Here is a 21,739-nt window from a genome sequence, read left to right as displayed (position 1 = left end):
GGCGAGGTCGGCGAGATATCTGTCGCCAACCTCGTTTGCCGCCGGGATCACTCTTCGATATTCGGCTCCACCAGCCTTGCGAGATTGCGCAGGCATTCCTGCCAGCCGAGGTAACAGGCTTCCGCCGGGATGATGTCTGGCACACCCGCCTGGATGATATCGAGGTCCGTTCCGACCGAGACCTTTTTCAACAGGATGGTCAACTGCATCTCGCCCGGCAGGTTAGGGTCTTCGAACCTGTCCGTGTAACGGATGCGCTCGCCGGGAACGAGTTCATGAAACTCGCCCCCGAAGAAGTGGCTCTGGCCGGTAGTGAAGTTGCGGAAGGACATTCGGAATGTGCCGCCGACTTTTGCATCGAGGTGATGGACGGTGCAGGTAAAGCCGTTCGGCGGGAACCACTTGGTCAGCGCATCAGCCTCGATGAATGCCCGATAGACCTTTTCCGGGCTGGTTGCCAGGACGCGGTGTAATTTGATCGTGCTTGGCATGCTCGTTTCCTCCTGTTCAGCTGGATCGATGCTCTTAGGACGAGCATGGGTCCTGTAAGCCGACAGTCAATCGACGTTCCTGCTCACATTTTCTCAGGCCGGCTGAAACATTCTGCCTCGGGTGATAAGGGACAGGGTCATGGCGATCAGCGCAGCAATGAAGATGTTTGCGAAGACGAAGAGGAGTGCGGCAAGGGCAGGGATGGCTCCGCCGTCTTCGTGGGCTGTGAGAAGGGTAGGTGCCGTGGCGATTGCCGTGATGCCGAAGCTGAAGGCCCATAGTCCAGGCACCGAGCCTGCCTCAAAGATCCAGCGCCAGAGCCGGGCAAGGATCAGCAATTGGAGAACGCCATATCCAATCAGGGCATGGACAAAAAGGTCCGGTACGCCTCCGCTGACAGCGATATAGGCGACTGCGCCGACGGGAGCTGGCGCGAGCTGGACGCCCATCGTCGGCCGCATCGGAATGGCAAGTGTCGGCCCGGTGAGCAGCCGGTTGAGAATAACGGATTCCATCGCCAGCCAGGAGAAAAGCCCGGCTCCGAAGGCGAGTTGGCCCACCTCGGGATGACCGAGCGCGGAAATGACCGTCGCTGAGACGAAGCTGCCGGCAACAGTCGGGAGGTAGAGGACGGCCGTCGTTGTACTTATATCCCGTTCGCCTTGCCAAAGGCTGCCTGTATACCAGACGCCGAAAGCCAGCGTGAAGGCGAAACCCAGTGCGAAAAGCACATAGGCGGCGGCCGTCCAATGGGGAGCAAGCCCTCCCGCGACCAGCATGGTCGAGACACCGGCAAGGCCGATGAAACAGCATTGCACCGGATGTTCTGCCTCGGCGACGAGCTTCGCCGGCGCCGTAATCGCCTTCATGACGTAGAGGATGATTAACACAGCCCAGACGAGTGCCGCCACGACATGGATGATATCGCCGACCAGAGCAGACAAGTCCCATGCGCGGGCCGCGGCCCTCCAGGCGTTTCCGAGACCGGCAAGGCCAAGCACGATGCCGAAATAGCTTGCTGGCATATTCGCGGCCATCGCGGCTAAACCTCGGGAAGGCCCCGGTGCCGACTGCAGCTTCGAAACGGTGTCTGCCATGGCTGACCTCTAGAATGAATGGCGTAAAAGCAAACGATGGAAATGCAGGCAAAAGATAGGATGAAACGTTGGTTGCAATGCACCCGCGATTACACGGTCGTGCGCGCGAAAGTCAACGCGCCTCACGCTTGGTTATCGCGGCTTAGCTGGCGCAAGGTCGCAACGACAAAAAAGGCGCCCGGTGTGTCCGGACGCCTTCTCATAATGATGCCAAATGGAGTTACTTTGCCGACAGGAATTCACCGACTTCCAGCAGGCTGAACTCGTTGTCGTCTGCCTTGTCGACTGCACGGCCGGCAGAGAAGGGCAGGTTGTTGTCATTGCCGATGACGATATGCGTGGCGTCGACCTGATCGACATTCTCGATCGTCACGAAGGGCATGTCGTAGACGCCGGTCTTGCCGCCCGCGACCTTCTTCCTGTTGTCCGGATCCTGGATATTCAACAGATCGATATAACCGATCTTGCGGACGGCCTTGCCGACATTGGCGTCGCTGAACTCGATCTTGTAGACGCGCTTCAATTCGGCCGGGGCATCGAAGCAATCCGGCTTCGGCTGTTTCGGATCGGCGCAGGCCTTGTCCTTCGAGCCAGCGCCGTTGTCGCGCTCGATGACGAGAGCAGTCGTTGCGTCGAGCATGTTGAAGTCGCCGATCGCAACGCCCTTTTCCGCCAGCGGATAGAGCCAGGAACGGCCGGTCCAGTTCTTCGAGGCGATATCGAATTCGATGACGCGAAGCGCGGTGCGGCCATCGACCTGTTCGACCTTGCCGTCTTCGAGGAAGAGCGGGCCTTCCAGCAGGCCGTAAAGCTTGGAGCCGTCCTTCGACATTGCCATGCCTTCATAACCGCCAGAACGCTTCAGGTTGAAGACCGGCATCTTGGCGGCCGGATTGGCCGGCATGGAAAGCGTCGGATTGTCAGGAGATTTCACCGGCTTGCCATCGACAACTGTGGCGATAACGTCGGTCAGCTGGCCGAGCGCATCGACCTTGATCAGGTAGGGGCCGAATTCCTCGCCGAGCCAGAAACCGTCGGCAACCGGCTGGATCGACTCGATGTCGAAATCGGCGCCCGTCAGGTAACGCTTCTCGGAGCCTTCCATGACGATCGGGAAGGGAGCAATCTTGTTCGGGTCGGACAGGAAGATATTCTTGACGACGTCCACCTTGTTGGCGGCCCAGTCGAACTTTACCTGATGCAGGAAGAGCATGGCGTCGGAAGAGTTGGCCTTGGAGCCGAAGCCGTTGTCTGACAGCGTCCAGAATGTGCCGTCAGCCATCGCCTTGATACCGGAAAAGCCCTGGATCGGCTGGCCATCGAGCGGCAGCTTCACATCGGTAACACGAGCGCCGTCCTTGCCGTCAACCGTGCCGAGTTTCTCGACGCGCTTGCCCGCTGTCGTGAACTTGCCCGAGGTCTTCAGAAACGCAGGTGCATCTGACGGAGCAGTCGTCATCGTGTTGGCGGGCAGGATCGCCTGGCCGGCGAGCTTGGCCGGAAACTCCTTGTCGTCCGCGAAGGCGGAGCCGGCAAGCAGAGCGGCCATGGCAACGGAAGTGATAAAGGTTTTGGTCATGAAACACCTGATCGTTTCGCATTAAACATGCGAGCGTCGATAGAATGCGCGCGTGACGGGCAGGTGATGATGTGATGAAGATTTGATGACTGGAGTTCTTGACGGGTCAAATCGCCGTAGATTTCACGCGATTATCGCGATCCGGTGCGTAATTCGTTCCAGCGGCCCGGCGTCATGCCGAAGGCCTTGCGGAAGTGCCGGGTAAAATGCGCCTGATCGGAAAATCCCGCGGCGGCTGCTGTTTCGGCAAGCCCGGTACCGATCGACATCAGCCTTTTGGCCTGTGCCAGTCGGCGCATGACGAGATAGCGGTGCGGGCTGGTGCCGAGCAGCCGGCGGAACTGCCGAGCCAGTTCGTAGCGGTCGATGCCGGTAATTGCCTCCAGATCCTCCGAACGCACCGCCTCGCTGCAGCGATCCTCAATGAAATCGCGGGCGGAGAGGACCGCAATCCTAGCCGTAGCAGTCACTCCCTTGCGGGGTATGCCTGCCTGTTGCGAGAGACCGGTAGCGATCCGCATCACCGCGTCGTCGAGCGCGAGGTCATCCGGTTCATGATCCAGATCGCCAAGAATATCGGCGAGCGCTTGCCAGAGACCGGCATCCGCGACGACGGGATTTCCGACGAAAGGCAGGGCGCTTCGATGCCCGCCAACGGCCCCGATCAGTTCGGGCGGCAGATAGATCATCCGGTAGATCAGCCCGTCATCGGTACCGGCCGCACCGTCGTGCACTTCGTCGGGATGCAGTACGATGACATTGCCCGGATTGCTGAAACGTTCCGCGCCACGATAACGAAAAGTCTGCACGCCATGAAGCGTCAGTCCCAGCGCATAGGTATCGTGGCGGTGTGGTGAAAAGCCGTTTCCGTGAAAGCGCGCCTCGATACGTTCGACGCCCCGGCTCGGCGTGGCAACTCGCATCCCGTCGCGAAATTGCCCTTTGCACAAACGTTCAAGACCGCCTGCACCGGCAGTCGCTAAGTGTTCTGCTCTTTCGATACCCCGAATGGAGTTTTCCTGCATGTTCGATACCAAGATCGCGATTGTTGTCCGCGAGGACCTTGCCACTTGGCAGAAGCTCAACGTTACCGCATTTTTGACAAGCGGCATTATCGCTCAGTCACCGGCGATCATTGGCGAAGCATACCGGGACATGGTGGATAATGTCTATAATCCGCTATCGATCCAGCCGATTGTTGTGCTTGGCTCCGATCAGGAGACGCTGCGTGTAATCCACAAGCGCTCTCTGGAGCGCGAAGTCATCACATCAGCCTACATCGAAGAGATGTTCGCGCCCGGTCACGATGCTGCCAATCGCGAGGTCTTCTCGCGGTTTGGCCCTGACGATGCCAAGCTGGTCGGCATCGCGCTGAGAGCGGAAAGGAAGCTGGTCGACAAGATCACCAAGGGAGCGAAGATGCATCCCTGATGGCGGGAGTGTCCAGGCGTCAGAGCTTAAAGCTCGACCGCCTCGACCTTCTTGTCGACGAAGCGCAGCGCCACGCCGCCTTCGATCAGCTTCAGCGCGGTATCGCCGAAAAGCTCTTTCCGCCAGCCTGAGAGAGCAGCCACGTTGGCATTCTCGCCTTCGGAAGCGATCTTTTCGAGATCATCCGTATTTGCGATGACCTTCGCTGCCACTCCCTGCTTGTCGGAGATGAGCTTGAGCAAAACCTTGAGCAGTTCGACAGCGGCGGCCGTGCCTTCGGGCACGTGGGTGTGCTTGGGCGGATGCGGCATGTCGGCCTTCGGTAGAGCGAGGGCGGCATTAACCGCTTCGACGATGGCTGTACCCGAGGCGGAGCGCTCCCAGCCCTTGGGGATGGTGCGCAGGCGTCCGAGGGCTTCGTTATCCTTCGGCTGCTGCTGGGCGATTTCGTAGATCGCATCGTCCTTCAAGACGCGTGAACGCGGCACATTGCGACTGCGGGCTTCCCGCTCGCGCCATGCGGCGACGAATTTCAGGATGGCAAGTTCGGTCGGCTTGCGCAGGCGGGCTTTAAGCCGCTGCCATGCGTCGTCCGGGTGCAGGTCATAGGTGGACGGGTTTTCGAGGATCGCCATTTCCTCGGTCAGCCACAAGGCACGGCCTTCGCGATCCAACTGCTCTTTCAGGAACAGATAGACGTCCCTGAGATGGGTGACGTCGGCCAGCGCATAATCGAGCTGCTTTTCCGAAAGCGGCCGGCGGCTCCAGTCGGTGAAGCGGGATGACTTGTCGATATGGACGTTCTTGATGCGGCTGACGAGCTGGTCATAGGAGACGCTGTCGCCGAAACCGCAGACCATAGCGGCAACCTGCGTATCGAAGATCGGATTCGGCACCAGCTTGCCGAGGTGATGGACGATTTCGATATCCTGCCGTGCGGCATGGAAAACCTTCACCACCGCGGAGTTCGCCATCAGCTCGAAGAAGGGCGCAAGATCAAGCCCTTTTGCCAGCGGATCGACGAGAACCTCCAGGTCCGGGCTTGCCATCTGGATGAGGCAGAGTTCCGGCCAGAACGTCGTTTCCCTCAGAAACTCCGTGTCGATGGTGATGAAATCCGATTGCGCCAGCTTGGCGCAGGCGTCTTGAAGAGCTGCGGTTGTTTCGATCATTGGTCCGTTCACGTGCGGTGTTCAACCTTCCTTTCCCTTTGAGCCGCGCATGTCAAGACCGGGAGAGGCTCGCTAAGGCGTTAGTCCCTGTCATCTTTTTCAGGCGGTGCCGCCAGCCGGTTGAAATAGGCGGATGTGCGCAAAAGGGCGCGGAAGCGGGCATGCCGTTCCGATGGCGGCACGGGCGGCCTTACCCCCATGCGCATGATGGTGAAGATCAGAAAACCGGCAAAGATGACGGACGTATAGGCAAAAAAGGCGCGCGGGCCGAGATATTGGAGCAGTGTGGCGGCGAGCAGCGGGCCGACGATCGCGCCGACCGACCAGAAGAACAGCAGGCCAGCGGCAACCAGCGCATATTGCCCCGGCTTGGCGTGGTCGTTTCCATGTGCCGAACACAGCGAGTAGAGCGGCATGGAAAATGCGCCGAAGAGGAATACGGCAATGATATTGGCCGTCTCGTTCGTGCCTGCACCGAATGAGAGATAACCGCCGGTCAGGATCGAGCCGATCGTTGCCCAGACGATGACGCGCCGCCTGTCCAGCTTGTCGGAGTAAAGACCGAGCGGATATTGCAGCACGACGCCGCCGATGATGCCGGCGCTCATGAATGTCGCGATGGAGGTAATGTCCATGCCGATCTCATGCGCATAGACCGGCCCGATATTGCGGAATGCCGCCATCGAGAGGCCCACGGCGACGACGCCGACGACGGCAAGCGGCGAGATCTGCCAGACCGCCTTGAGATCGAAGGCCACGGCATCCGGCGGGGCAGGGCTTGATTTGTCGGCGACAGAAATAGGCACCAGCGACAATGTCATGGCGATCGAGATGATGGCGAAGAGCGCCTGTCCTTCGATGCCAACCGTTGGAATGAGATATTGGGCGAAGGTAACCGAGCCGAGATCGACGAAGCGATAGATCGACAACGTTCTTGCCCTGTTTTCATTGGTCACCTTCGCGTTGATCCAGCTTTCGACAGTGGCAAACAGGCTGGCGACGGCAATGCCGATCAGGAAGCGCAGCAATGCCCATGCGACCGGATCGATCACCTGAGCCATGACGATAGAGCAGGATGCCCCGATTGCAGCCATTGCGGCGAAGGTGCGGATATGCCCGATCGATCGCAGCAGTCGCGAAACATAAATACAGCCGACTGCGAAGCCGACGCTGTATCCGGCGCCGATCATGCCGATGACCGTGGGTGAGAAACCCTCGGCTGTGCCGCGCAGCGCGATATAGGTTCCCTGAAGCCCGTTTCCGCCGATCAGGATGCCTGCGGTGACGAGAAGGGGCACGAGGGGGCGTATATGGGACATGAGGGGAATCTTTGCGCGGGGGTGTCCGCCAAGCTGTAGCGTGCCGCGCATGTAAACGACAGACCGGAAATGGCTAAAGCAGGGCGCATGATGCGAAAAACTTCGCCGCCTCGGAAATGGTGGTTGGGAAACAATGCCACCCGCCCTTGGCCTCTTTAAAGCAGGCGGGAGCGGGTGGTGGCCGCGGGAGGACCAAGGTTCGAAGGCGGTAATTACGGCCTGATTTCCATATAGACCGACTGGCCGCCATCCTTGTTAAACGCAATCACGTCATAGGATGCCGACGGGTCCTCGCCCATTCCCAGCGAGCCACTCGGCATGCCGGGAACGGCGATGCCGGCAATGTCGGGACGCTCGGCCAGCACGCGGTTGACTGCTTCGAGTGGTACATGGCCTTCGAACACATAGCCGCCTGCTACCGCCGTATGGCAGCTCCAGGCGTCCTCCGGTACTTTGTACCCGGCCTTTAATGCGTCCATATCCTCGACATTTTCCATGCGAAGCGCGATGCCGGATGAGGTAAGCGCTTCGGCCCATGCTTCGCAGCAGCCGCAATAGGGGCTTTTGTAAACCACCATTTCCGCGGCCATGGCGCCGGTGGCAATAAAGGACGCAGCACTCATCAGTGCGAAGGCGAGCGATCTCGCCGCAAATGTCTGTCTGTTCACGATAATCTCCTTGGGATCGGCGAACGAGTGTTTCGGTTCGGGCGGTCAGGCCGCCTGCACGTGATCGATCGGAGATTTTGGAGGAGGTGGGGGAGGTCCGTTACGCAGGGACGAGAAGGCCGCGTCGTCAGTATGGGGGTAGGCAGGTGCAAGAAATACCGGAACGGCAATCTGGCTATCTGGAAGGATCGCGGCCGTAACCGACAGCACCTGGCAGGCTGCAAGGGCGCATCCCGCCTTCGAGCACTGTGTCTCGGCTTGAGGGCCGTCCATCGGCGTATGCCCACGATGCATGGCCAGTTCTGCATAGCTGAGATGGACATGACCCGCTGCCGACTGCGCGCCATAGGCAATAGGTCCGCGCGCCAGAAAAAGCGCGGCCAGAACCATCAGCATGACGCGGGTAAACTTGACCATGGATTTATAATCGCATCGCCGGCCTCGATATTGAAGAGGTGACGAAGGGACATAAGCACGCAGCCCCTTGGCGGCAAGGAGGCCGGCAGATGCCCACTATCATGTGCTAAGCGGCCCTGTCGAAGCATTGCAACCTTGACAAATCGGCCTACCCATGCGCTTTTCGCGCCGATTTTCCATGATTTCGACCGGGCTGCTTCGCATGCCGTAAAAGGTCGTTCAAGCATCAGTCCAGGATAAAAGACATGCATCGTTACCGCAGCCACACCTGTGCAGCCCTCCGCAAGTCGGATGTCGGCTCCAATGTCCGCATCTCCGGCTGGGTCCATCGTGTGCGAGATCATGGCGGCGTTCTCTTCGTCGACCTTCGCGACCATTACGGCATGACCCAGGTCGTCTGCGACCCGGACAGCCCGGCCTTCAAGACGGCTGAGGTCGTGCGCGGCGAATGGGTCATCCGCATCGACGGCACCGTCAAGGCCCGTTCGGAAGACACCGTCAACAAGAACATGGCGACCGGCGAGATCGAGCTCTACGCCAAGGAAATCGAGGTTCTGTCGGCTGCCAAGGAATTGCCGCTGCCGGTCTTCGGTGAGCCAGAATATCCGGAAGACGTGCGCCTCAAGTACCGCTTCCTCGACCTGCGCCGCGAAACGCTGCACAAAAACATCGTCAAGCGCACCCAGATCATCGCCGCCATGCGCCGCGAAATGACGATCGGTGGTTTCACCGAATATTCGACGCCGATCTTGACCGCGTCCTCGCCGGAAGGCGCACGCGACTTCCTCGTGCCGTCGCGTATCCACCCCGGCAAGTTCTTCGCCCTGCCGCAGGCGCCGCAGCAGTACAAGCAGTTGATGATGGTTGCCGGTTTCGACCGCTACTTCCAGATTGCACCGTGCTTCCGCGACGAAGACCCGCGCGCCGACCGCTTGCCAGGCGAATTCTACCAGCTCGACCTCGAAATGAGCTTCGTCACCCAGGAAGAAGTCTGGGAAACGATGGAACCGGTCGTGCGCGGCATCTTCGAAGAGTTTGCCGAAGGCAAGCCGGTCACCAAGGAATTCCCACGCATCCCGTATGACGTCGCGATCCGCAAGTACGGTTCCGATAAGCCGGACCTGCGCAACCCGATCGAAATGGAAGCTGTCACCGAGCATTTTGCCGGCTCCGGCTTCAAGGTATTCGCCGGCATGATCGCGTCGAACCCGAAGGTCGAAGTCTGGGCGATCCCGGCCAAGACCGGCGGTAGCCGCGCATTCTGCGACCGCATGAACGCCTGGGCGCAGCAGCAGGGCCAGCCGGGCCTCGGCTACATCTTCTGGAAGGAAGAAGAGGGCAAGGTTGCCGGTTCCGGTCCGCTCGCCAAGAACATCGGCGAAGAACGCACCGCAGCGATTGCAGCACAGCTCGGTCTGGAGGCAGGCGACGCCTGCTTCTTCGTCGCCGGCGAACCGGAAAAGTTCTACAAGTTTGCAGGCGAGGCCCGTAACCGCGCCGCCGACGAACTGAACCTCTCCAACAAGGACCAGTTCGCCCTGTGCTGGATCGTCGACTTCCCATTCTTCGAATATAACGAAGAAGACAAGAAGATCGACTTCGCCCATAACCCGTTCTCGATGCCGCAGGGCGGTCTCGAAGCACTGGAAAACCAGGATCCGCTGACGATCAAGGCTTACCAGTACGACATGGTCTGCAACGGCTTCGAAATCGCCTCGGGCTCGATCCGTAACCAGCTGCCGGAAGTCATGGTCAAGGCCTTCGAAATGGTCGGCCTGTCGCAGCAGGACGTGGAAGACCGCTTCGGCGGCCTCTACCGCGCCTTCCAGTACGGTGCACCTCCGCACGGCGGTATGGCAGCCGGCGTCGACCGCGTCGTCATGCTCCTGACCGGTGCCAAGAACCTGCGCGAAATCACGCTGTTCCCGATGAACCAGCAGGCACAGGATCTTCTGATGGGCGCTCCCTCGGAAGCCACGCCGACCCAGCTACGCGAACTGGCGATCCGTCCGATCCCGCCAGTGAAGAAAGACTGATTTTCAGTCTTTCGACCCGTCGATTTTCAAGCAAGTTCAACGGCGGCCCTCGGGTCGCCGTTTTGCATAGCTGTGCAATGCGCAGTTGCATTGCTGCATTGCAAAACTGGTTGTGAATTTTAACATTCCCATTGAGGTTTATTTAAACCCTGACAGGCAGTTATCCGGGCATATTCATCTGCCACGGGATTTTTTGACTTGGCCTTTTTCTCTAATCTGCGCATTTCCCATCGTGTGCTGCTGCTCGCCATTCTCGCCTTGGTCGGTATCGTCGCGATCTCGGCAATCTTTCTCGGTCAACGGCAGATCGAGAGGGGATATCGGGCGACAGCGGATGCACTGACGGTAAGACAGGCGGAAGTTTCGATGATGTCCGCGGGCGTAAGCGACAGCCTGCTTTGGGAGCAGTATTTCCTGCTGAACAAGGACATCGTGGCTGTGGAGAAGTTTCAGTCGATGATTGCCGGCGTTCACGCCCGGCTCGACAGACTGAAGTCTTCTGCGACCGGTGAGCTTACTGCCAATCTTGACCGGTTGGGTGAGGGGCTTTCGGCCTATGAGGCCGCCTTTGCGACGCTGGTAAAAGACAATCAGGATCTCGGACTAGACCAGAATAACGGCCTTGAGGGCGCCATGCGCTCCGCCGTGCACTCAATCGAGGATCGCCTTCAGTCTGTCGAGGATGTAGCCATTCGCGCCAGTATGTTGATGATGCGGCGACACGAGAAGGATTTCATCCTGCGTCGAGATGCTGGCTATCTCCAAAAGCATGCAGCAGAGGCGGAGACCTTTACCGTTCTGGTCAAGCAGGCCTTTCGTCCGGGCGCGCAGCGCAGCCGCGTCGTGGATGCATTGGAAGTTTATCGGACGGCTTTCAAGCTCTATGCCGATGGCAGCTTGAAGGAAGCCAAGTCGGAAGCTGACGTGTCTGAAGCCTACCGGGCGCTCGAACCGCAGGTCGCAGCCGTCCGAGCAGCTTATGAGACGCAGCGGGCTGAAACGCTGGCCGAGAACGAGCTGGTTGCGGAACGCAATCTCTTCATCGTCGCAGCACTTCTTCTTGGCGCCATCGCCACTTTGACCGCGGGCGTCTGGCTGATCGGGCGTTCCATTACCGGCCCGGTCGTCGCCATGACGAGAGCCATGCGCAGGCTGGCCGATGGCCAGACGGATATCACCATCCCGGCACTCCACTGTCGCAATGAATTCGGTGCAATGGCTGAGGCACTCGATACCTTCCGTGAGGCTGCGATTGCCAACATGCGGCTTGAGCAGGAGGCCGCGGCGGCGCGTGCAAATGCCGAGGACGAACGCAAGCGCATGCACGAGGAAGCTGAAGCCGAGGCGCGCAGGATATTGCAACAGGCGACACGCGGTCTGGCTGGTGGTCTGCAACGCCTGGCCGAGGGGGATCTTTCATTCACACTCTCCGAGCCTTTTGCTCCCGATTTCGAAGCGCTGCGCAGCGACCTCAACCAGACCGTGGCACGCCTTGCAGATGTGATGACGGAGATCGCCCATGCCAGCGGCTCGATAGAAGGCGGAAGCCGCGAAATCGCGGGCAGTGCCGATGATCTTTCCCGCCGCACGGAACAGCAGGCGGCTTCGCTTGAGGAAACCGCGGCGGCTCTGGATGAGATCACCGCCAATGTCGGCAATTCGTCGCGCCGCTCGCAGGAGGCACATGGCCTTGCAAGCGAGGCGAACAAGGCGGCGGAGCATACGCGGGGCCTCGTCTCGGATGCGCTACAAGCCATGCGGCGTATCGAAGGATCCTCCGCAAGGATTTCCGGTATCATCGGGGTGATCGATGAAATTGCTTTCCAGACCAACCTCTTGGCGCTGAACGCCGGTGTCGAGGCGGCAAGGGCAGGGGATGCAGGTCGCGGCTTCGCAGTCGTGGCGCAGGAGGTGCGGGCACTCGCCAGCCGCTCGGCCGATGCCGCACGCGAGATCAAGCAGCTCATTCAGATTTCGGCGGACGAGGTGAAGGATGGTGTCCGTTCCGTGCGTGATACCGGCGAAGCACTGACCGGTATCAGCAGCCGCATCGAGGCGATCAATGTTCAGGTCGAGGCGATAGCGGTTTCCGCTCGGGAACAGTCGGTTGGGCTGGGGGAGATCAACAGTGCCGTCAATCTGCTCGATCAGGGCACGCAGCAGAACGCGGCGATGGTCGAGGAAAACAATGCTGCCAGTGCGCTTCTGATGACCGAGGCACAGCGGCTGCGCGAACTCGTCGGCATGTTCCGCCTGACGCCCAAGCAGCAAATGGATCGGCGTCTCGACAGCCGCGCCGCCTGACCGTATCCAAGTCTCCGGCGAAGTTCAGACTGTTCGAAATACTCGTTCGGGCAGGAGCGTATGTATTGCTGCAGTTTTGCCATAGTTTCTGCCACAATTAAGGCAGTTAAAAATGCGGAACCATCTCATCCCGACCGGGTTGTTACTGCCAGCAGAAGCAAGGGAGAAACAACATGCGTAAGTTCCTGCTGGCCGTGTCCGCGGCCTCGATGGCTTTTTCCGGTGTGGCTTTCGCCCAAACCACCGTGATCACCCAGGATCCGGTGACCACCAATTCCACGGTCGTGCTGCCCGGTGAAGTCCGTACCTATGTAATGGAACAGCCGATCGAATCCGTGCCTTACGAGGGCGATGTACTGGTAGGGCGGGTATTGCCCGATACGGTCGAAGTTCGCCCGGTTCAGGGCTATGACAATTACGGTTACACCATCGTCAATGAGCGACGTGTGATCGTCGATCCCCAGACCCACACGGTGATCCAGGTTCTCGAGTAAAATCGATAATACCGTTTCAGATTGAACGGAAATCAAAGCCCGGAAGGTTGAAGCCTTCCGGGCTTTGTCATTTTTTGTTGCTGCTTCTCGCAGCCGCGTCTAAACAGCACACACCACAAGGACTCGGGTGAAACTCCCGGGTGGCTCTTCCGGCCGCCGATCCGCCGGACAACGCAAAGCATCAGCCGTTTTCACACCCCGGATATTTCCTGCGGCGATGCGCGAATGTGTGCGATTTTCCATGACAAGTTTGACCAATTACCGCCGCGAGTGGTTTTCCAACATCCGTGGCGATGTCCTTTCCGGCGTCGTCGTCGCTCTGGCCCTTATCCCGGAAGCTGTCGGTTTTTCCGTGATTGCCGGTGTCGACCCGAAGGTCGGTCTCTTCGCTTCCGTAGCGATCGCCTGCACCACCGCCATTACCGGCGGTCGCCCTGCGATGATTTCCGCCGCAACCGCAGCAACGGCCGTCCTTATGGGGCCGCTGGTGAAGGAGCACGGCATCGAATATCTGTTTGCCGCAACGCTCCTGATGGGCGTGCTGCAGATCATCGCCGGCATGCTGAAGCTCGGCCGGTTGATGCGCTTCGTCTCCAAGTCGGTCATGACAGGCTTCGTCAATTCGCTGGCGGTCCTCATCTTCACAGCGCAGCTGCCGCAGCTGATCGGGGTTCCCGCAGTCACCTATCCGCTGATCGCGCTGGCGCTGGCGGTCATCTATCTCTTTCCCTATCTGACCAAGGCCGTGCCATCGCCGCTTGTCGCTATCGTCGTCGTGACGATCGTGACGTTGAGTTTTGGCATCGATGTCCGGACAGTTGCCGATCTCGGCGAAATGCCGACCGCCTTGCCGGTCTTTGCGCTTCCCATGGTGCCGCTGACATTCGAGACGCTGCAGATCATCTTCCCCTATTCGCTGGCGCTTGCTGCGGTCGGATTGCTGGAGTCATTGCTGACCGCGCAGATCGTCGACGATATGACCGATACGGTCAGCAGTAAGAGCCGCGAATGCGTCGGGCAGGGCACGGGCAATATCGTCTCCGGTCTGTTCGGCGGCATGGGGGGCTGCGCAATGATCGGTCAGTCGGTAATCAATGTCTCTTCGGGCGGCCGCGGACGTCTCTCCACCTTCGTTGCCGGTGCCTTCCTGCTGATCCTGCTTCTGGTCCTTGATGATGTCCTGCGCATCGTGCCGGTCGCGGCGCTGGTGGCGATCATGATCATGGTGTCGATCGGCACCTTCTCATGGAAGTCGATCGTCGATCTGAAGCGCCATCCCGGTACATCGTCCATCGTCATGCTGGCGACAGTTGCCGTCGTGCTTTTCACCCATGATCTGTCCAAGGGCGTGATCGTCGGCGTGCTGCTGTCGGGCGTGTTTTTCGCCGGCAAGGTGGCGCGTATGTTCAAGGTGTCGTCCAGGCTGGAGGACGCCACGCGTATCTATGAAGTCGAAGGACAGATCTTCTTCGCCTCGACCCACTCCCTGCTTCAGGCCTTCGATTTTGAAGAGAAACTCGAGCGTGTGGCGATCGACGTCAGCCGCGCTCATCTCTGGGATATTTCAGCGGTCGAGGCACTCGACCAGATCGTCCTGAAATTCCGCCGCCGGGGTGCCGAGGTCGAGGTGAGGGGAGCCAATGAGGCCAGTGCCAGCATGATCGATCGCTTCGCTCTCCACGACAAGGAACATGCCTCTCTCGCGCCATCTCCGGCGCACTGACGGAAAAAGCCCGGCAGTCACCTGCCGGGCTTTTCGATTTCCGAGGCGATGATATCAGTCGTTCGCCTTCACCGTCACGCCAAGCACCTGCGGCAGTGTGTTCGGGGCGCCCATGCCGGCACCGAGGATCATCGGGAAGGGAACCGGGCTCGGCGGCTGGGCGGTGATCGTCAGGCTGCCGGGGTTGTCCAGGTAGGTGTTGACCGCCTGGCTGAGCGCGTTCTGCAATTCCGGAATGTTGTACTGGGCAAGCACGATCGGTGTCATCGCCTTGATCATCTGGGCGAGCTGGTCGCCGCTCGTGCCCTGCTGCTTGCCGACGACATCCAGTGCCTTTTCGGTAATACCGTCGTCCGCGAAACTGATCATCGCGCTGTTGAAGGTCAGGCGCTGCATCAGGCCGAGCATGGCAAGATTGGCGGCCTGTTCTGCCTGCTCCTTGTTCGGATTGGCTTCCATCGCACGTGCCGTCTCATTGGCGGAACGAACGAAATCGAGCGTGTAGCCGGAGAGGCTGAATGCCATGTCGAGCCTGCCGATATTGGCGAAGTCGAACGCATATTCCTCGATTGCCAGCGTGCCGGGTTCCAGGTCCCAGCTTCCGGCCATGCTGACCTTGCCGTCGAGCGACGTGATGCCGAGATCGGAGATCGTCTGTTTCGTCGCCGGATCGTCGATCGTGGCAAGATCAGCCTTGATGTCCGCGACCTGCAGATCGAAGCTGATTTTCTTGTCGTCGTCCGAGACGTCGGTGGTCAGCTTTGAGGATCCGATCGATGCGACGGTCTTGCCGTCGACCTTGATCGCCATCGGGCCGGTCGTCGCCTTGTCGTAGAGCAGTACCGAGTCCAAAGAATTGCCGGTCGTGTTCGCCGGCACGGTAACGCCGCTCATGACGATGTCGGAGGCGCTGATCTCGGTCTTGTCCTGTCGCAGGTCGACATTCTCGAATGTCACGGTCTCGATCGAGTAACCGCCGGCATCCTCTTCCACGCCCTCCATCTCGATCGTGCCGAGCGGCAGGCTGCCCTGGCTGGCGCCGGCTTCGAAACGGCTGTTGCGAAGCGTGACGTTGGAACCGTTGACCTCCACGGAACCCGGCACGATGCCTTCGCCCTGCTGCATGTAGAGAGCGCTGTTGAGCTTCTTGACCAGATCGTTTCCATCGAGCGCCAGGGCAGGTGTGCCGAGTGCAATGAGGGTCGTTCCGGCTGCAAGCAGCCTGATTGTGGAAGAATAACGCATGAAAAGCCTCCTGCGGCAAAAAACTGCCCGTGAAATCAATCGCATTTATAGGTCTGGCGGATGAAACGTCCATCGCTTTGTGACGAAGGGCTTGAGCCATTTTTGTGACGCCCTTATCAAAGCGTTAGTTTCTCCACAGGCTGATATCCCCGGCTTTGTTGCTGAAAACCGGGCTTTGAGCTAGTCAAAGCCCATGGGACAGATCGTGAATCCGCCCGGCGACGACGGCGGCGACAATATTTTACCGGTGGACCTCAAGGCAGCGCTCGAAGAGCGCTATCTCGCCTATGCGCTGTCCACCATCATGCACCGCGCGCTGCCGGACGTCCGTGATGGACTGAAGCCGGTCCATCGCCGTATCGTCTATGCGATGAGCGAGATGGGCCTCCGGCCGAACACCGCCTTCCGCAAATGCGCCAAGATCGTCGGCGAAGTGATGGGTAACTATCATCCGCACGGCGACCAGTCGATCTACGACGCGCTGGCGCGCCTGGCGCAGGATTTCTCGCTGCGCTATCCGCTGGTCAACGGCCAGGGCAATTTCGGCAATATCGACGGCGATAGCCCCGCCGCCATGCGTTACACCGAAAGCAAGATGACGTCGGTGGCCGAACTCATGCTGGAAGGGATCGATCAGGACGCCGTCGATTTCCGCGACACCTATGACGAAAGTAATTCGGAGCCGACGGTTCTTCCAGGCGCTTTTCCGAACCTGCTCGCCAATGGCGCAACGGGGATCGCGGTCGGCATGGCGACGTCCATCCCGCCGCATAACGCCCACGAGCTTTGCGACGCGGCACTCCACCTGATCCGGCATCCGGATGCGACGGTCGAGAAGCTGGTCGATTTCGTGCCCGGCCCGGACCTGCCGACCGGCGGCATCATCATCGACAGCCGTGAATCGATCATCGAGAGCTACAAGACCGGCCGCGGTGGTTTCCGCGTCCGTGCCAAGTGGGAAGTGGAAGATCTCGGCCGCGGCGGCTACCAGATCGTCGTCACCGAAATTCCCTATCAGGTGCAGAAGTCGCGTCTGATCGAAAAGATCGCCGAACTGCTGATCGCCCGCAAGCTGCCGCTGCTCGACGATATCCGCGATGAATCAGCCGAAGACGTGCGCATCGTCATCGTGCCGAAGAGCCGTACCGTCGATGCGACGCTCCTGATGGAATCGATGTTCAAGCTGACCGAGCTTGAAAGCCGCATTCCGCTCAACATGAACGTTCTGTCGATGGGCCGCGTGCCCAAGGTCATGGCGCTGAACGAGGTGCTGATCGAATGGCTGGCGCATCGCAAGGACGTGCTCGTTCGCCGCTCGCGTCATCGTCTGGCCGCGATCGACCGGCGCTTGGAGATCTTGGGCGGCTTGCTGATCGCCTATCTCAACATCGACGAAGTGATCCGCATCATCCGCGAAGAGGATGAGCCGAAGCCGGTCATGGTCGAGCGCTGGTCTCTGACCGATCTCCAGGTGGAATCGATCCTCAACATGCGGCTGCGCAATTTGCGCAAGCTCGAGGAATTCGAGATCCGAACCGAGAACGACAAGCTGACCAAGGAAAAGGCAGACATCGAGGCACTGCTCGCATCCGACGACAAGCAGTGGCGGATGATCGAGGTCGAGATCCAGGACGTCAAGAAGACCTATGCCAAGGCGACCGAGCTCGGCCGCCGCCGCACCCAGTTCGCCGAAGCGCCGGAAGCCGACATCGAAGCCATCCAGCAGGCGATGATCGAAAAGGAACCGATCACCGTCATCATCTCGCAGAAGGGCTGGATCCGCGCGCTCAAGGGCCATGTGGCCGATACGTCGGGTCTCACCTTCAAGGAAGGTGACGGACCGAAGATCGCTTTTACGGCCCAGACGACCGACAAGCTTCTTCTCGTCACGACCGGCGGCAAGGCTTACACGCTTGGTGGCGATAAGCTGCCGGGTGGCCGCGGTCACGGCGAACCGATCCGCATCATTGTCGACATGGAAAACGATCAGGACATCCTGACCGCCTTTGTCCACGATGCAAGCCGCAAGATGATCATCGCCTCGACGGCGGGCTATGGCTTCGTCGTTGCCGAAAGCGAGATGGTCGCCAATACCCGAAAGGGCAAGCAGGTGATGAACGTCGGCATGCCCGACGAGACGAAGCTCGTCGTGCCTGTGTCCGGTGACCACGTGGCGATTGTCGGCGAAAACCGCAAGATGGTGGTCTTCCCGCTGGAGCAATTGCCGGAAATGACCCGTGGCAAGGGCGTTCGCCTGCAGCGCTACAAGGATGGCGGCATTTCCGACATCAAATGCTTTGCCATGGACGCCGGTCTTTCCTGGGAAGACAGCGCCGGCCGCGCGTTCAATCGCACCAAGGAAGAACTTCTGGAATGGATGGGCGATCGCGCTTCGGCCGGACGTACCGTTCCCAAGGGTTTTCCACGCAGCGGTAAATTCGCCGGCTGATGTGAGGTCACTGAAATCTGGCGCCGTTCATCCTTCCTGATGGGCGGCGCTTTTAGTGTCTGGCCAGTTCCTTGAGTGCCGTGAGATAGTTTCTCATCGCGGTTCCATGCGTCAGCGAAAAGGATCTCGCGGCTTCGCTATCGTCGCCATTCGGTGCGGTGAATTCGATATGAACCTGATCGGAACGGATCTCGACGCGATCCCCTTCCTTCCAGCCTAGCTTATCAAGATGCTCCTGCGGCAACATGATGCCGCACCTGTCCCCGATCCTCTGGATCGTCACTGTCTCGCCCATGCCGCCCTCCACGGATTGAAGTGAGACGATATCATGTTTTCAGGGCAAGCGATATCGTCTCGGCTGAGGCCGAAGTTACGCGGGGTAGGGAACGCAGTGGTCGCGGAGAAAACGAGTTGCGCCTTCTTCGTCAATCTCTCCCGCGGCAAGCGAGAGGACGAAGGAGATGATGTCTGCCTGTGTGGCCTCGATCAAATAACCATTGATAAGAAGGAAGGTGAACGCTGCAAGATAAGCAATGCGCTTGTTGCCGTCTGAGAAAGGATGATTGCGTGCCAGGCCATAAAGATAGGCCGCGGCGAGCACGAATATGTCGTCTTCCCCATAGTCGTGTTTGTTGATGGGGCGTGCGAGGGCCGCCTCCAAGCCATTCTCATCTCTCAGGCCAGGTAGTCCGCCATGCTCTGCGATTTGTTCATCATGGATGATTTCTATCGCCGGGCGCGACAGCCATTTGAAGGCTGTCATTTCGCCAGTTCCCTAAGGGCAATACGATATTTTTCCATCCCGATACGAGCAGCCTTCAATTGCTCGGCGAGGTCTGCTTGTTCCGGCATAAGCTGGATGCCTCCGTCTTGTTCACGGATTTCGACACTATCGCCCGCCTTCAAGCCCAGCCGATCAAGGATCTCCTTGGGGATGATGACGCCTTCGGAATTGCCGATCTTTCGAATGGTCGTGTTCATGGCCGATCCTCATGTTCTAACGCTGTTATAACATGAGACTGGTTGCCCGGCAAATTGCTCAGGAGAGACGCAGGCGCTGGTTGCCGCGCCGCATCTGCCAGAGTGCGTGGCTGATCAGCGAAAGGATCAGGATCGCTCCGCCCAGCATCGTCCTTGCCTCCATTTCCTCGGCAAAGATCATCCAGACCCAGATCGGTGCGAGGACCGTTTCAAGCAGGTAGCACATGCCGACTTCAGCGCCGGTCAGATATTTCGGGCCGGTCGCGAGGCACCAGAAGGCGATCGGCAACATCACCAGCCCGTCGAGCAGAACCCAGAAGGGTGAGGGGACAGACGTCAATCCGTCCGGCGGCATCATCGCCAGGCCGACGATTGCGGGGATGATGGTCGCGGCGAGCGGCACCAGTCCCAGATCGACCTTCGTCTTGCGCCCGATGCTTATCGCGCCTGCAAGCAGAAGCGTAGTTGTCAAGGCGAGCATATTGCCAAGCAAATCGCCGCCGGACAGGCCGCCGGAGACGATGATCCCAACCCCGACGATCATCGCGATCATGGTTATCCATGTCGATCGTGAAAGGCTTTCGCGGAGCAGCAGCCAGCCGAACAGCGCGGCGAACATCGGTGTGAAGGCGACGATGAAGACGACATTCGCCGTTGTTGTGTTGAAGACGGCGCCAAGGAAGGTGATTGTCGAAAACCCGTAGAAAAGACCGGCAAGCAGGCCTGCCTTTCCGGGGCGAAGGACGGGATTGCTTGGTTGAAGCCGGTAGAGCAGGGCCCAGATGAGAACGCCCAGCGCGAAAGTCGAAAGCGAGCGTAGCGCCAGTGTCTGCCAGAGCTCTCCGCCGCCCAGCCGCACCAGCGGCACGTCGGAAGAGAGCGCAATGCCTCCGGTAATGGTCAGCACAAGCCCGCGGCGATGGTTGCTCATCGACAACCGCTAGTCGTCGCTATCTGTCGTCGGAGGAAGCGACCGCTCCCACCCGCGCGCCATCAGCTGTTCCTGCGGCTGATAGCGGGTCTTGTAATCCATCTTCGGCGATCCCTTGACCCAGTAGCCGAGGTAGACATGCGGCAGACCGAGCGAACGTGCGCGGTTGATGTGATCGAGGATCATGAAGGTCCCGAGCGAACGTTTTTCGTATTTCGGGTTGAAGAAGGAATAGACCATCGAAAGCCCGTCGCTCATCATGTCGGTGAGCGCGACGGCAATCAATTCTCCCTGCGGCTGTTTGCTGAGACCGGATCCCGGCTCGCGGATCCGGTATTCGATCAGCCGCGTGTTGACATGCGTGTCTTCCACCATGATCGCATAATCGAGGGCGGACATGTCCGACATGCCGCCATGCTGGTGGCGGTCGTCCAGATAGCGTCGGAACAGCGCGAACTGCTCGGTCGACGGTTGGGCCGGCTGAACGGTGGCGATTAGGTCGCGATTTGCCGACATGACGCGTTTCATCGAACGCGTCGGCTCGAACTCACCTGCAAGTATGCGCACCGACACACAGGCGCGGCAGGCCTCGCAGGCTGGTCGGTAGGCGATGTTCTGTGATCGGCGGAAGCCACCCTGTGTCAGGAGGTCATTCATTTCCGCTGCACGGGGGCCGACGAGGTGGGTAAACACCTTCCGTTCCATTTCACCCGGAAGATAAGGACAAACTGCCGGAGCCGTCAGATAAAACTGCGGGGAAGGCGTTGTCTGGGTATTCATGGAGGTATGGCCAATCCCGTCATGGAGTGAGAAATGTCATACCATGGCGCATAAATGGAAAACGTCAACCATGCGCTTTTCGGGGCCTGGTTTTAAGCGCGGCCAGTCACCAAAATCGGATAACCGGCCGCACCTGGAGTAGTGGTCAGGATGTCCTGACGATGACCGTTCCGAGCAGCATGTCATGCACCAGCCGCGACCTTTCGGTGAACAGGCCGACAAGCAGGATAAGCGGTGTCAGGATCGAGTTGATCAGCCAGAACAGCACCGTGTGGACCATTGCCGTCATGAAATCCAATCGCCTCCCATCGGTCCGCATCAGTGTGATACCCATGGCGCGCATGCCGGGCGAGGCTTGCGACGGGCCGCCCAGCGTCATGCCGAAATAAAGAAGCGCCACGATGACGAACAGCGCCGGATAGAGCATGAAGCCGAGGCCGAGCGTGATGATGCCGAGAAAGAAGACGATCACCGCCGCCGGAATGCAGAGCAGAAGCACGATCAGATAGTCGAGAATGAAGGCGAACACCCGGCGTGAAAGAACGCCGCTATAGGCGCGCCAGTCTTCCGGTGCGGCATAGGTCGGGTTCGGGTCGAGGCTCATTGATACTCAGTCTCCTG

At 59.4% G+C, this 21,739-nt stretch carries 21 protein-coding genes and 1 other annotated feature; of the genes, 6 read left to right on the top strand and 15 right to left on the bottom strand.

The genetic code is table 11. The annotated features are described in order from the left end of the window. Positions 1-47: 47 nt before the first annotated feature. The 4 genes from JZX87_RS14355 to JZX87_RS14340 form a co-directional block, all read right to left on the bottom strand. Positions 48-491, bottom strand: a complete 444-nt coding sequence (locus JZX87_RS14355) for an SRPBCC family protein (RefSeq protein ID WP_206826367.1) — start codon at positions 489-491, stop codon at positions 48-50. A gap of 93 nt (positions 492-584) precedes the next feature. After that, positions 585-1,589 carry a dicarboxylate transporter/tellurite-resistance protein TehA gene (gene tehA, locus JZX87_RS14350; protein WP_206826366.1) on the bottom strand — a complete coding sequence of 335 codons (1,005 nt, stop codon included), beginning with the start codon at positions 1,587-1,589 and terminating at the stop codon, positions 585-587. Positions 1,590-1,809: 220 nt separating this feature from the next. After that, positions 1,810-3,168, bottom strand: coding sequence for an esterase-like activity of phytase family protein (locus tag JZX87_RS14345; RefSeq protein WP_206826365.1), 1,359 nt, complete (start codon positions 3,166-3,168; stop codon positions 1,810-1,812). 131 nt (positions 3,169-3,299) lie between these two features. Beyond that, entirely contained in the window at positions 3,300-4,091 is a 792-nt protein-coding gene (locus JZX87_RS14340) for an AraC family transcriptional regulator (RefSeq protein WP_286194634.1), read from the bottom strand. A gap of 100 nt (positions 4,092-4,191) precedes the next feature. On the opposite strand from JZX87_RS14340, the gene JZX87_RS14335 reads away from it, so the two are divergent. After that, a complete protein-coding gene (locus JZX87_RS14335; RefSeq protein ID WP_206826363.1) occupies positions 4,192-4,599 on the top strand; it encodes a DUF2000 family protein in 408 nt (135 codons plus the stop codon). Positions 4,600-4,625: 26 nt separating this feature from the next. Here JZX87_RS14335 and rnd read toward each other — a convergent pair whose 3' ends face one another. The 4 genes from rnd to JZX87_RS14315 all read right to left on the bottom strand — a co-directional run bounded on the left by rnd (position 4,626) and on the right by JZX87_RS14315 (position 8,175). Then, a complete protein-coding gene (gene rnd, locus JZX87_RS14330; RefSeq protein WP_206826361.1) occupies positions 4,626-5,771 on the bottom strand; it encodes a ribonuclease D in 1,146 nt (381 codons plus the stop codon). Between the two features lie 80 nt (positions 5,772-5,851). Then, entirely contained in the window at positions 5,852-7,090 is a 1,239-nt protein-coding gene (locus tag JZX87_RS14325) for an MFS transporter (RefSeq protein ID WP_206826359.1), read from the bottom strand. Positions 7,091-7,302: 212 nt separating this feature from the next. Next, a complete protein-coding gene (locus tag JZX87_RS14320; protein ID WP_394353678.1) occupies positions 7,303-7,758 on the bottom strand; it encodes a DUF411 domain-containing protein in 456 nt (151 codons plus the stop codon). A 45-nt stretch (positions 7,759-7,803) separates the two neighbouring features. Then, the gene (locus JZX87_RS14315) at positions 7,804-8,175 is read right to left on the bottom strand and encodes a hypothetical protein (RefSeq protein WP_206826357.1); all 372 of its coding nucleotides are present in this window, start codon (positions 8,173-8,175) and stop codon (positions 7,804-7,806) included. Positions 8,176-8,420: 245 nt separating this feature from the next. On the opposite strand from JZX87_RS14315, the gene aspS reads away from it, so the two are divergent. From aspS to JZX87_RS14295, 4 genes are all read left to right on the top strand, one after another. Next, positions 8,421-10,211: an aspartate--tRNA ligase gene (gene aspS / locus JZX87_RS14310; RefSeq protein ID WP_206826355.1), complete on the top strand. Its 1,791-nt coding sequence runs from the start codon at positions 8,421-8,423 to the stop codon at positions 10,209-10,211. A 198-nt stretch (positions 10,212-10,409) separates the two neighbouring features. Then, entirely contained in the window at positions 10,410-12,515 is a 2,106-nt protein-coding gene (locus tag JZX87_RS14305; protein ID WP_286194633.1) for a methyl-accepting chemotaxis protein, read from the top strand. 173 nt (positions 12,516-12,688) lie between these two features. Then, positions 12,689-13,009, top strand: a complete 321-nt coding sequence (locus JZX87_RS14300; protein WP_148145350.1) for a DUF1236 domain-containing protein — start codon at positions 12,689-12,691, stop codon at positions 13,007-13,009. Between the two features lie 116 nt (positions 13,010-13,125). After that, positions 13,126-13,183 (top strand) — a sequence feature (sul1 is cis-regulatory element that is thought to sense ions involved in sulfur or methionine metabolism; They are found in Alphaproteobacteria). Positions 13,184-13,250: 67 nt separating this feature from the next. Further along, positions 13,251-14,732 (top strand): SulP family inorganic anion transporter, encoded by a 1,482-nt coding sequence (locus JZX87_RS14295; RefSeq protein WP_210349048.1) that lies wholly within the window; start codon positions 13,251-13,253, stop codon positions 14,730-14,732. Between the two features lie 54 nt (positions 14,733-14,786). Here the strand turns inward: JZX87_RS14295 and JZX87_RS14290 are convergent, their stop codons facing one another. Beyond that, positions 14,787-15,977, bottom strand: a complete 1,191-nt coding sequence (locus tag JZX87_RS14290; protein WP_206826351.1) for an aq_1923 C-terminal domain — start codon at positions 15,975-15,977, stop codon at positions 14,787-14,789. Between the two features lie 193 nt (positions 15,978-16,170). Here JZX87_RS14290 and parC point away from each other — a divergent pair, with 193 nt between their 5' ends. Continuing rightward, the gene (parC, locus tag JZX87_RS14285; protein ID WP_206826350.1) at positions 16,171-18,426 is read left to right on the top strand and encodes a DNA topoisomerase IV subunit A; all 2,256 of its coding nucleotides are present in this window, start codon (positions 16,171-16,173) and stop codon (positions 18,424-18,426) included. 52 nt (positions 18,427-18,478) lie between these two features. On the opposite strand, the gene JZX87_RS14280 is transcribed toward parC, so the two are convergent. The 6 genes from JZX87_RS14280 to JZX87_RS14255 all read right to left on the bottom strand — a co-directional run bounded on the left by JZX87_RS14280 (position 18,479) and on the right by JZX87_RS14255 (position 21,722). Further along, the gene (locus tag JZX87_RS14280; protein WP_206826348.1) at positions 18,479-18,721 is read right to left on the bottom strand and encodes an AbrB/MazE/SpoVT family DNA-binding domain-containing protein; all 243 of its coding nucleotides are present in this window, start codon (positions 18,719-18,721) and stop codon (positions 18,479-18,481) included. 75 nt (positions 18,722-18,796) lie between these two features. Continuing rightward, the gene (locus JZX87_RS14275) at positions 18,797-19,189 is read right to left on the bottom strand and encodes a type II toxin-antitoxin system death-on-curing family toxin (RefSeq protein ID WP_206826347.1); all 393 of its coding nucleotides are present in this window, start codon (positions 19,187-19,189) and stop codon (positions 18,797-18,799) included. Next, positions 19,186-19,407, bottom strand: a complete 222-nt coding sequence (locus JZX87_RS14270) for an AbrB/MazE/SpoVT family DNA-binding domain-containing protein (protein WP_206826346.1) — start codon at positions 19,405-19,407, stop codon at positions 19,186-19,188. The genes JZX87_RS14275 and JZX87_RS14270 overlap by 4 nt, the downstream gene beginning before the upstream one ends. A gap of 58 nt (positions 19,408-19,465) precedes the next feature. Then, positions 19,466-20,338, bottom strand: coding sequence for a DMT family transporter (locus JZX87_RS14265; protein ID WP_206826345.1), 873 nt, complete (start codon positions 20,336-20,338; stop codon positions 19,466-19,468). Between the two features lie 9 nt (positions 20,339-20,347). After that, on the bottom strand, positions 20,348-21,118 hold the full coding sequence (locus tag JZX87_RS14260) for an arginyltransferase (protein WP_206826344.1): 771 nt from the start codon (positions 21,116-21,118) through the stop codon (positions 20,348-20,350). 145 nt (positions 21,119-21,263) lie between these two features. Further along, complete coding sequence (locus JZX87_RS14255) at positions 21,264-21,722, bottom strand: RDD family protein (protein ID WP_148145341.1); 459 nt, start codon at positions 21,720-21,722, stop codon at positions 21,264-21,266. Positions 21,723-21,739 lie beyond the last annotated feature (17 nt).

This window comes from Agrobacterium sp. Ap1 (assembly GCF_017313375.1).
Lineage (GTDB): Bacteria > Pseudomonadota > Alphaproteobacteria > Rhizobiales > Rhizobiaceae > Neorhizobium > Neorhizobium cellulosilyticum.
This window is presented reverse-complemented; position numbering and strand designations above follow the sequence as displayed.

Excerpts from the sequence above, each read along its gene's own strand:
- JZX87_RS14355 (WP_206826367.1), bottom strand. The coding sequence starts at position 491 with ATGCCAAGCACGATCAAATTACACCGCGTCCTGGCAACCAGCCCGGAA.
- tehA (WP_206826366.1), bottom strand. The coding sequence starts at position 1,589 with ATGGCAGACACCGTTTCGAAGCTGCAGTCGGCACCGGGGCCTTCCCGA.
- JZX87_RS14345 (WP_206826365.1), bottom strand. The coding sequence starts at position 3,168 with ATGACCAAAACCTTTATCACTTCCGTTGCCATGGCCGCTCTGCTTGCC.
- JZX87_RS14340 (WP_286194634.1), bottom strand. The coding sequence starts at position 4,091 with ATGCGAGTTGCCACGCCGAGCCGGGGCGTCGAACGTATCGAGGCGCGC.
- JZX87_RS14335 (WP_206826363.1), top strand. The coding sequence starts at position 4,192 with ATGTTCGATACCAAGATCGCGATTGTTGTCCGCGAGGACCTTGCCACT.
- rnd (WP_206826361.1), bottom strand. The coding sequence starts at position 5,771 with ATGATCGAAACAACCGCAGCTCTTCAAGACGCCTGCGCCAAGCTGGCG.
- JZX87_RS14325 (WP_206826359.1), bottom strand. The coding sequence starts at position 7,090 with ATGTCCCATATACGCCCCCTCGTGCCCCTTCTCGTCACCGCAGGCATC.
- JZX87_RS14315 (WP_206826357.1), bottom strand. The coding sequence starts at position 8,175 with ATGGTCAAGTTTACCCGCGTCATGCTGATGGTTCTGGCCGCGCTTTTT.
- aspS (WP_206826355.1), top strand. The coding sequence starts at position 8,421 with ATGCATCGTTACCGCAGCCACACCTGTGCAGCCCTCCGCAAGTCGGAT.
- JZX87_RS14300 (WP_148145350.1), top strand. The coding sequence starts at position 12,689 with ATGCGTAAGTTCCTGCTGGCCGTGTCCGCGGCCTCGATGGCTTTTTCC.
- JZX87_RS14295 (WP_210349048.1), top strand. The coding sequence starts at position 13,251 with ATGACAAGTTTGACCAATTACCGCCGCGAGTGGTTTTCCAACATCCGT.
- JZX87_RS14290 (WP_206826351.1), bottom strand. The coding sequence starts at position 15,977 with ATGCGTTATTCTTCCACAATCAGGCTGCTTGCAGCCGGAACGACCCTC.
- parC (WP_206826350.1), top strand. The coding sequence starts at position 16,171 with ATGGGACAGATCGTGAATCCGCCCGGCGACGACGGCGGCGACAATATT.
- JZX87_RS14280 (WP_206826348.1), bottom strand. The coding sequence starts at position 18,721 with ATGGGCGAGACAGTGACGATCCAGAGGATCGGGGACAGGTGCGGCATC.
- JZX87_RS14275 (WP_206826347.1), bottom strand. The coding sequence starts at position 19,189 with ATGACAGCCTTCAAATGGCTGTCGCGCCCGGCGATAGAAATCATCCAT.
- JZX87_RS14270 (WP_206826346.1), bottom strand. The coding sequence starts at position 19,407 with ATGAACACGACCATTCGAAAGATCGGCAATTCCGAAGGCGTCATCATC.
- JZX87_RS14265 (WP_206826345.1), bottom strand. The coding sequence starts at position 20,338 with ATGAGCAACCATCGCCGCGGGCTTGTGCTGACCATTACCGGAGGCATT.
- JZX87_RS14260 (WP_206826344.1), bottom strand. The coding sequence starts at position 21,118 with ATGAATACCCAGACAACGCCTTCCCCGCAGTTTTATCTGACGGCTCCG.
- JZX87_RS14255 (WP_148145341.1), bottom strand. The coding sequence starts at position 21,722 with ATGAGCCTCGACCCGAACCCGACCTATGCCGCACCGGAAGACTGGCGC.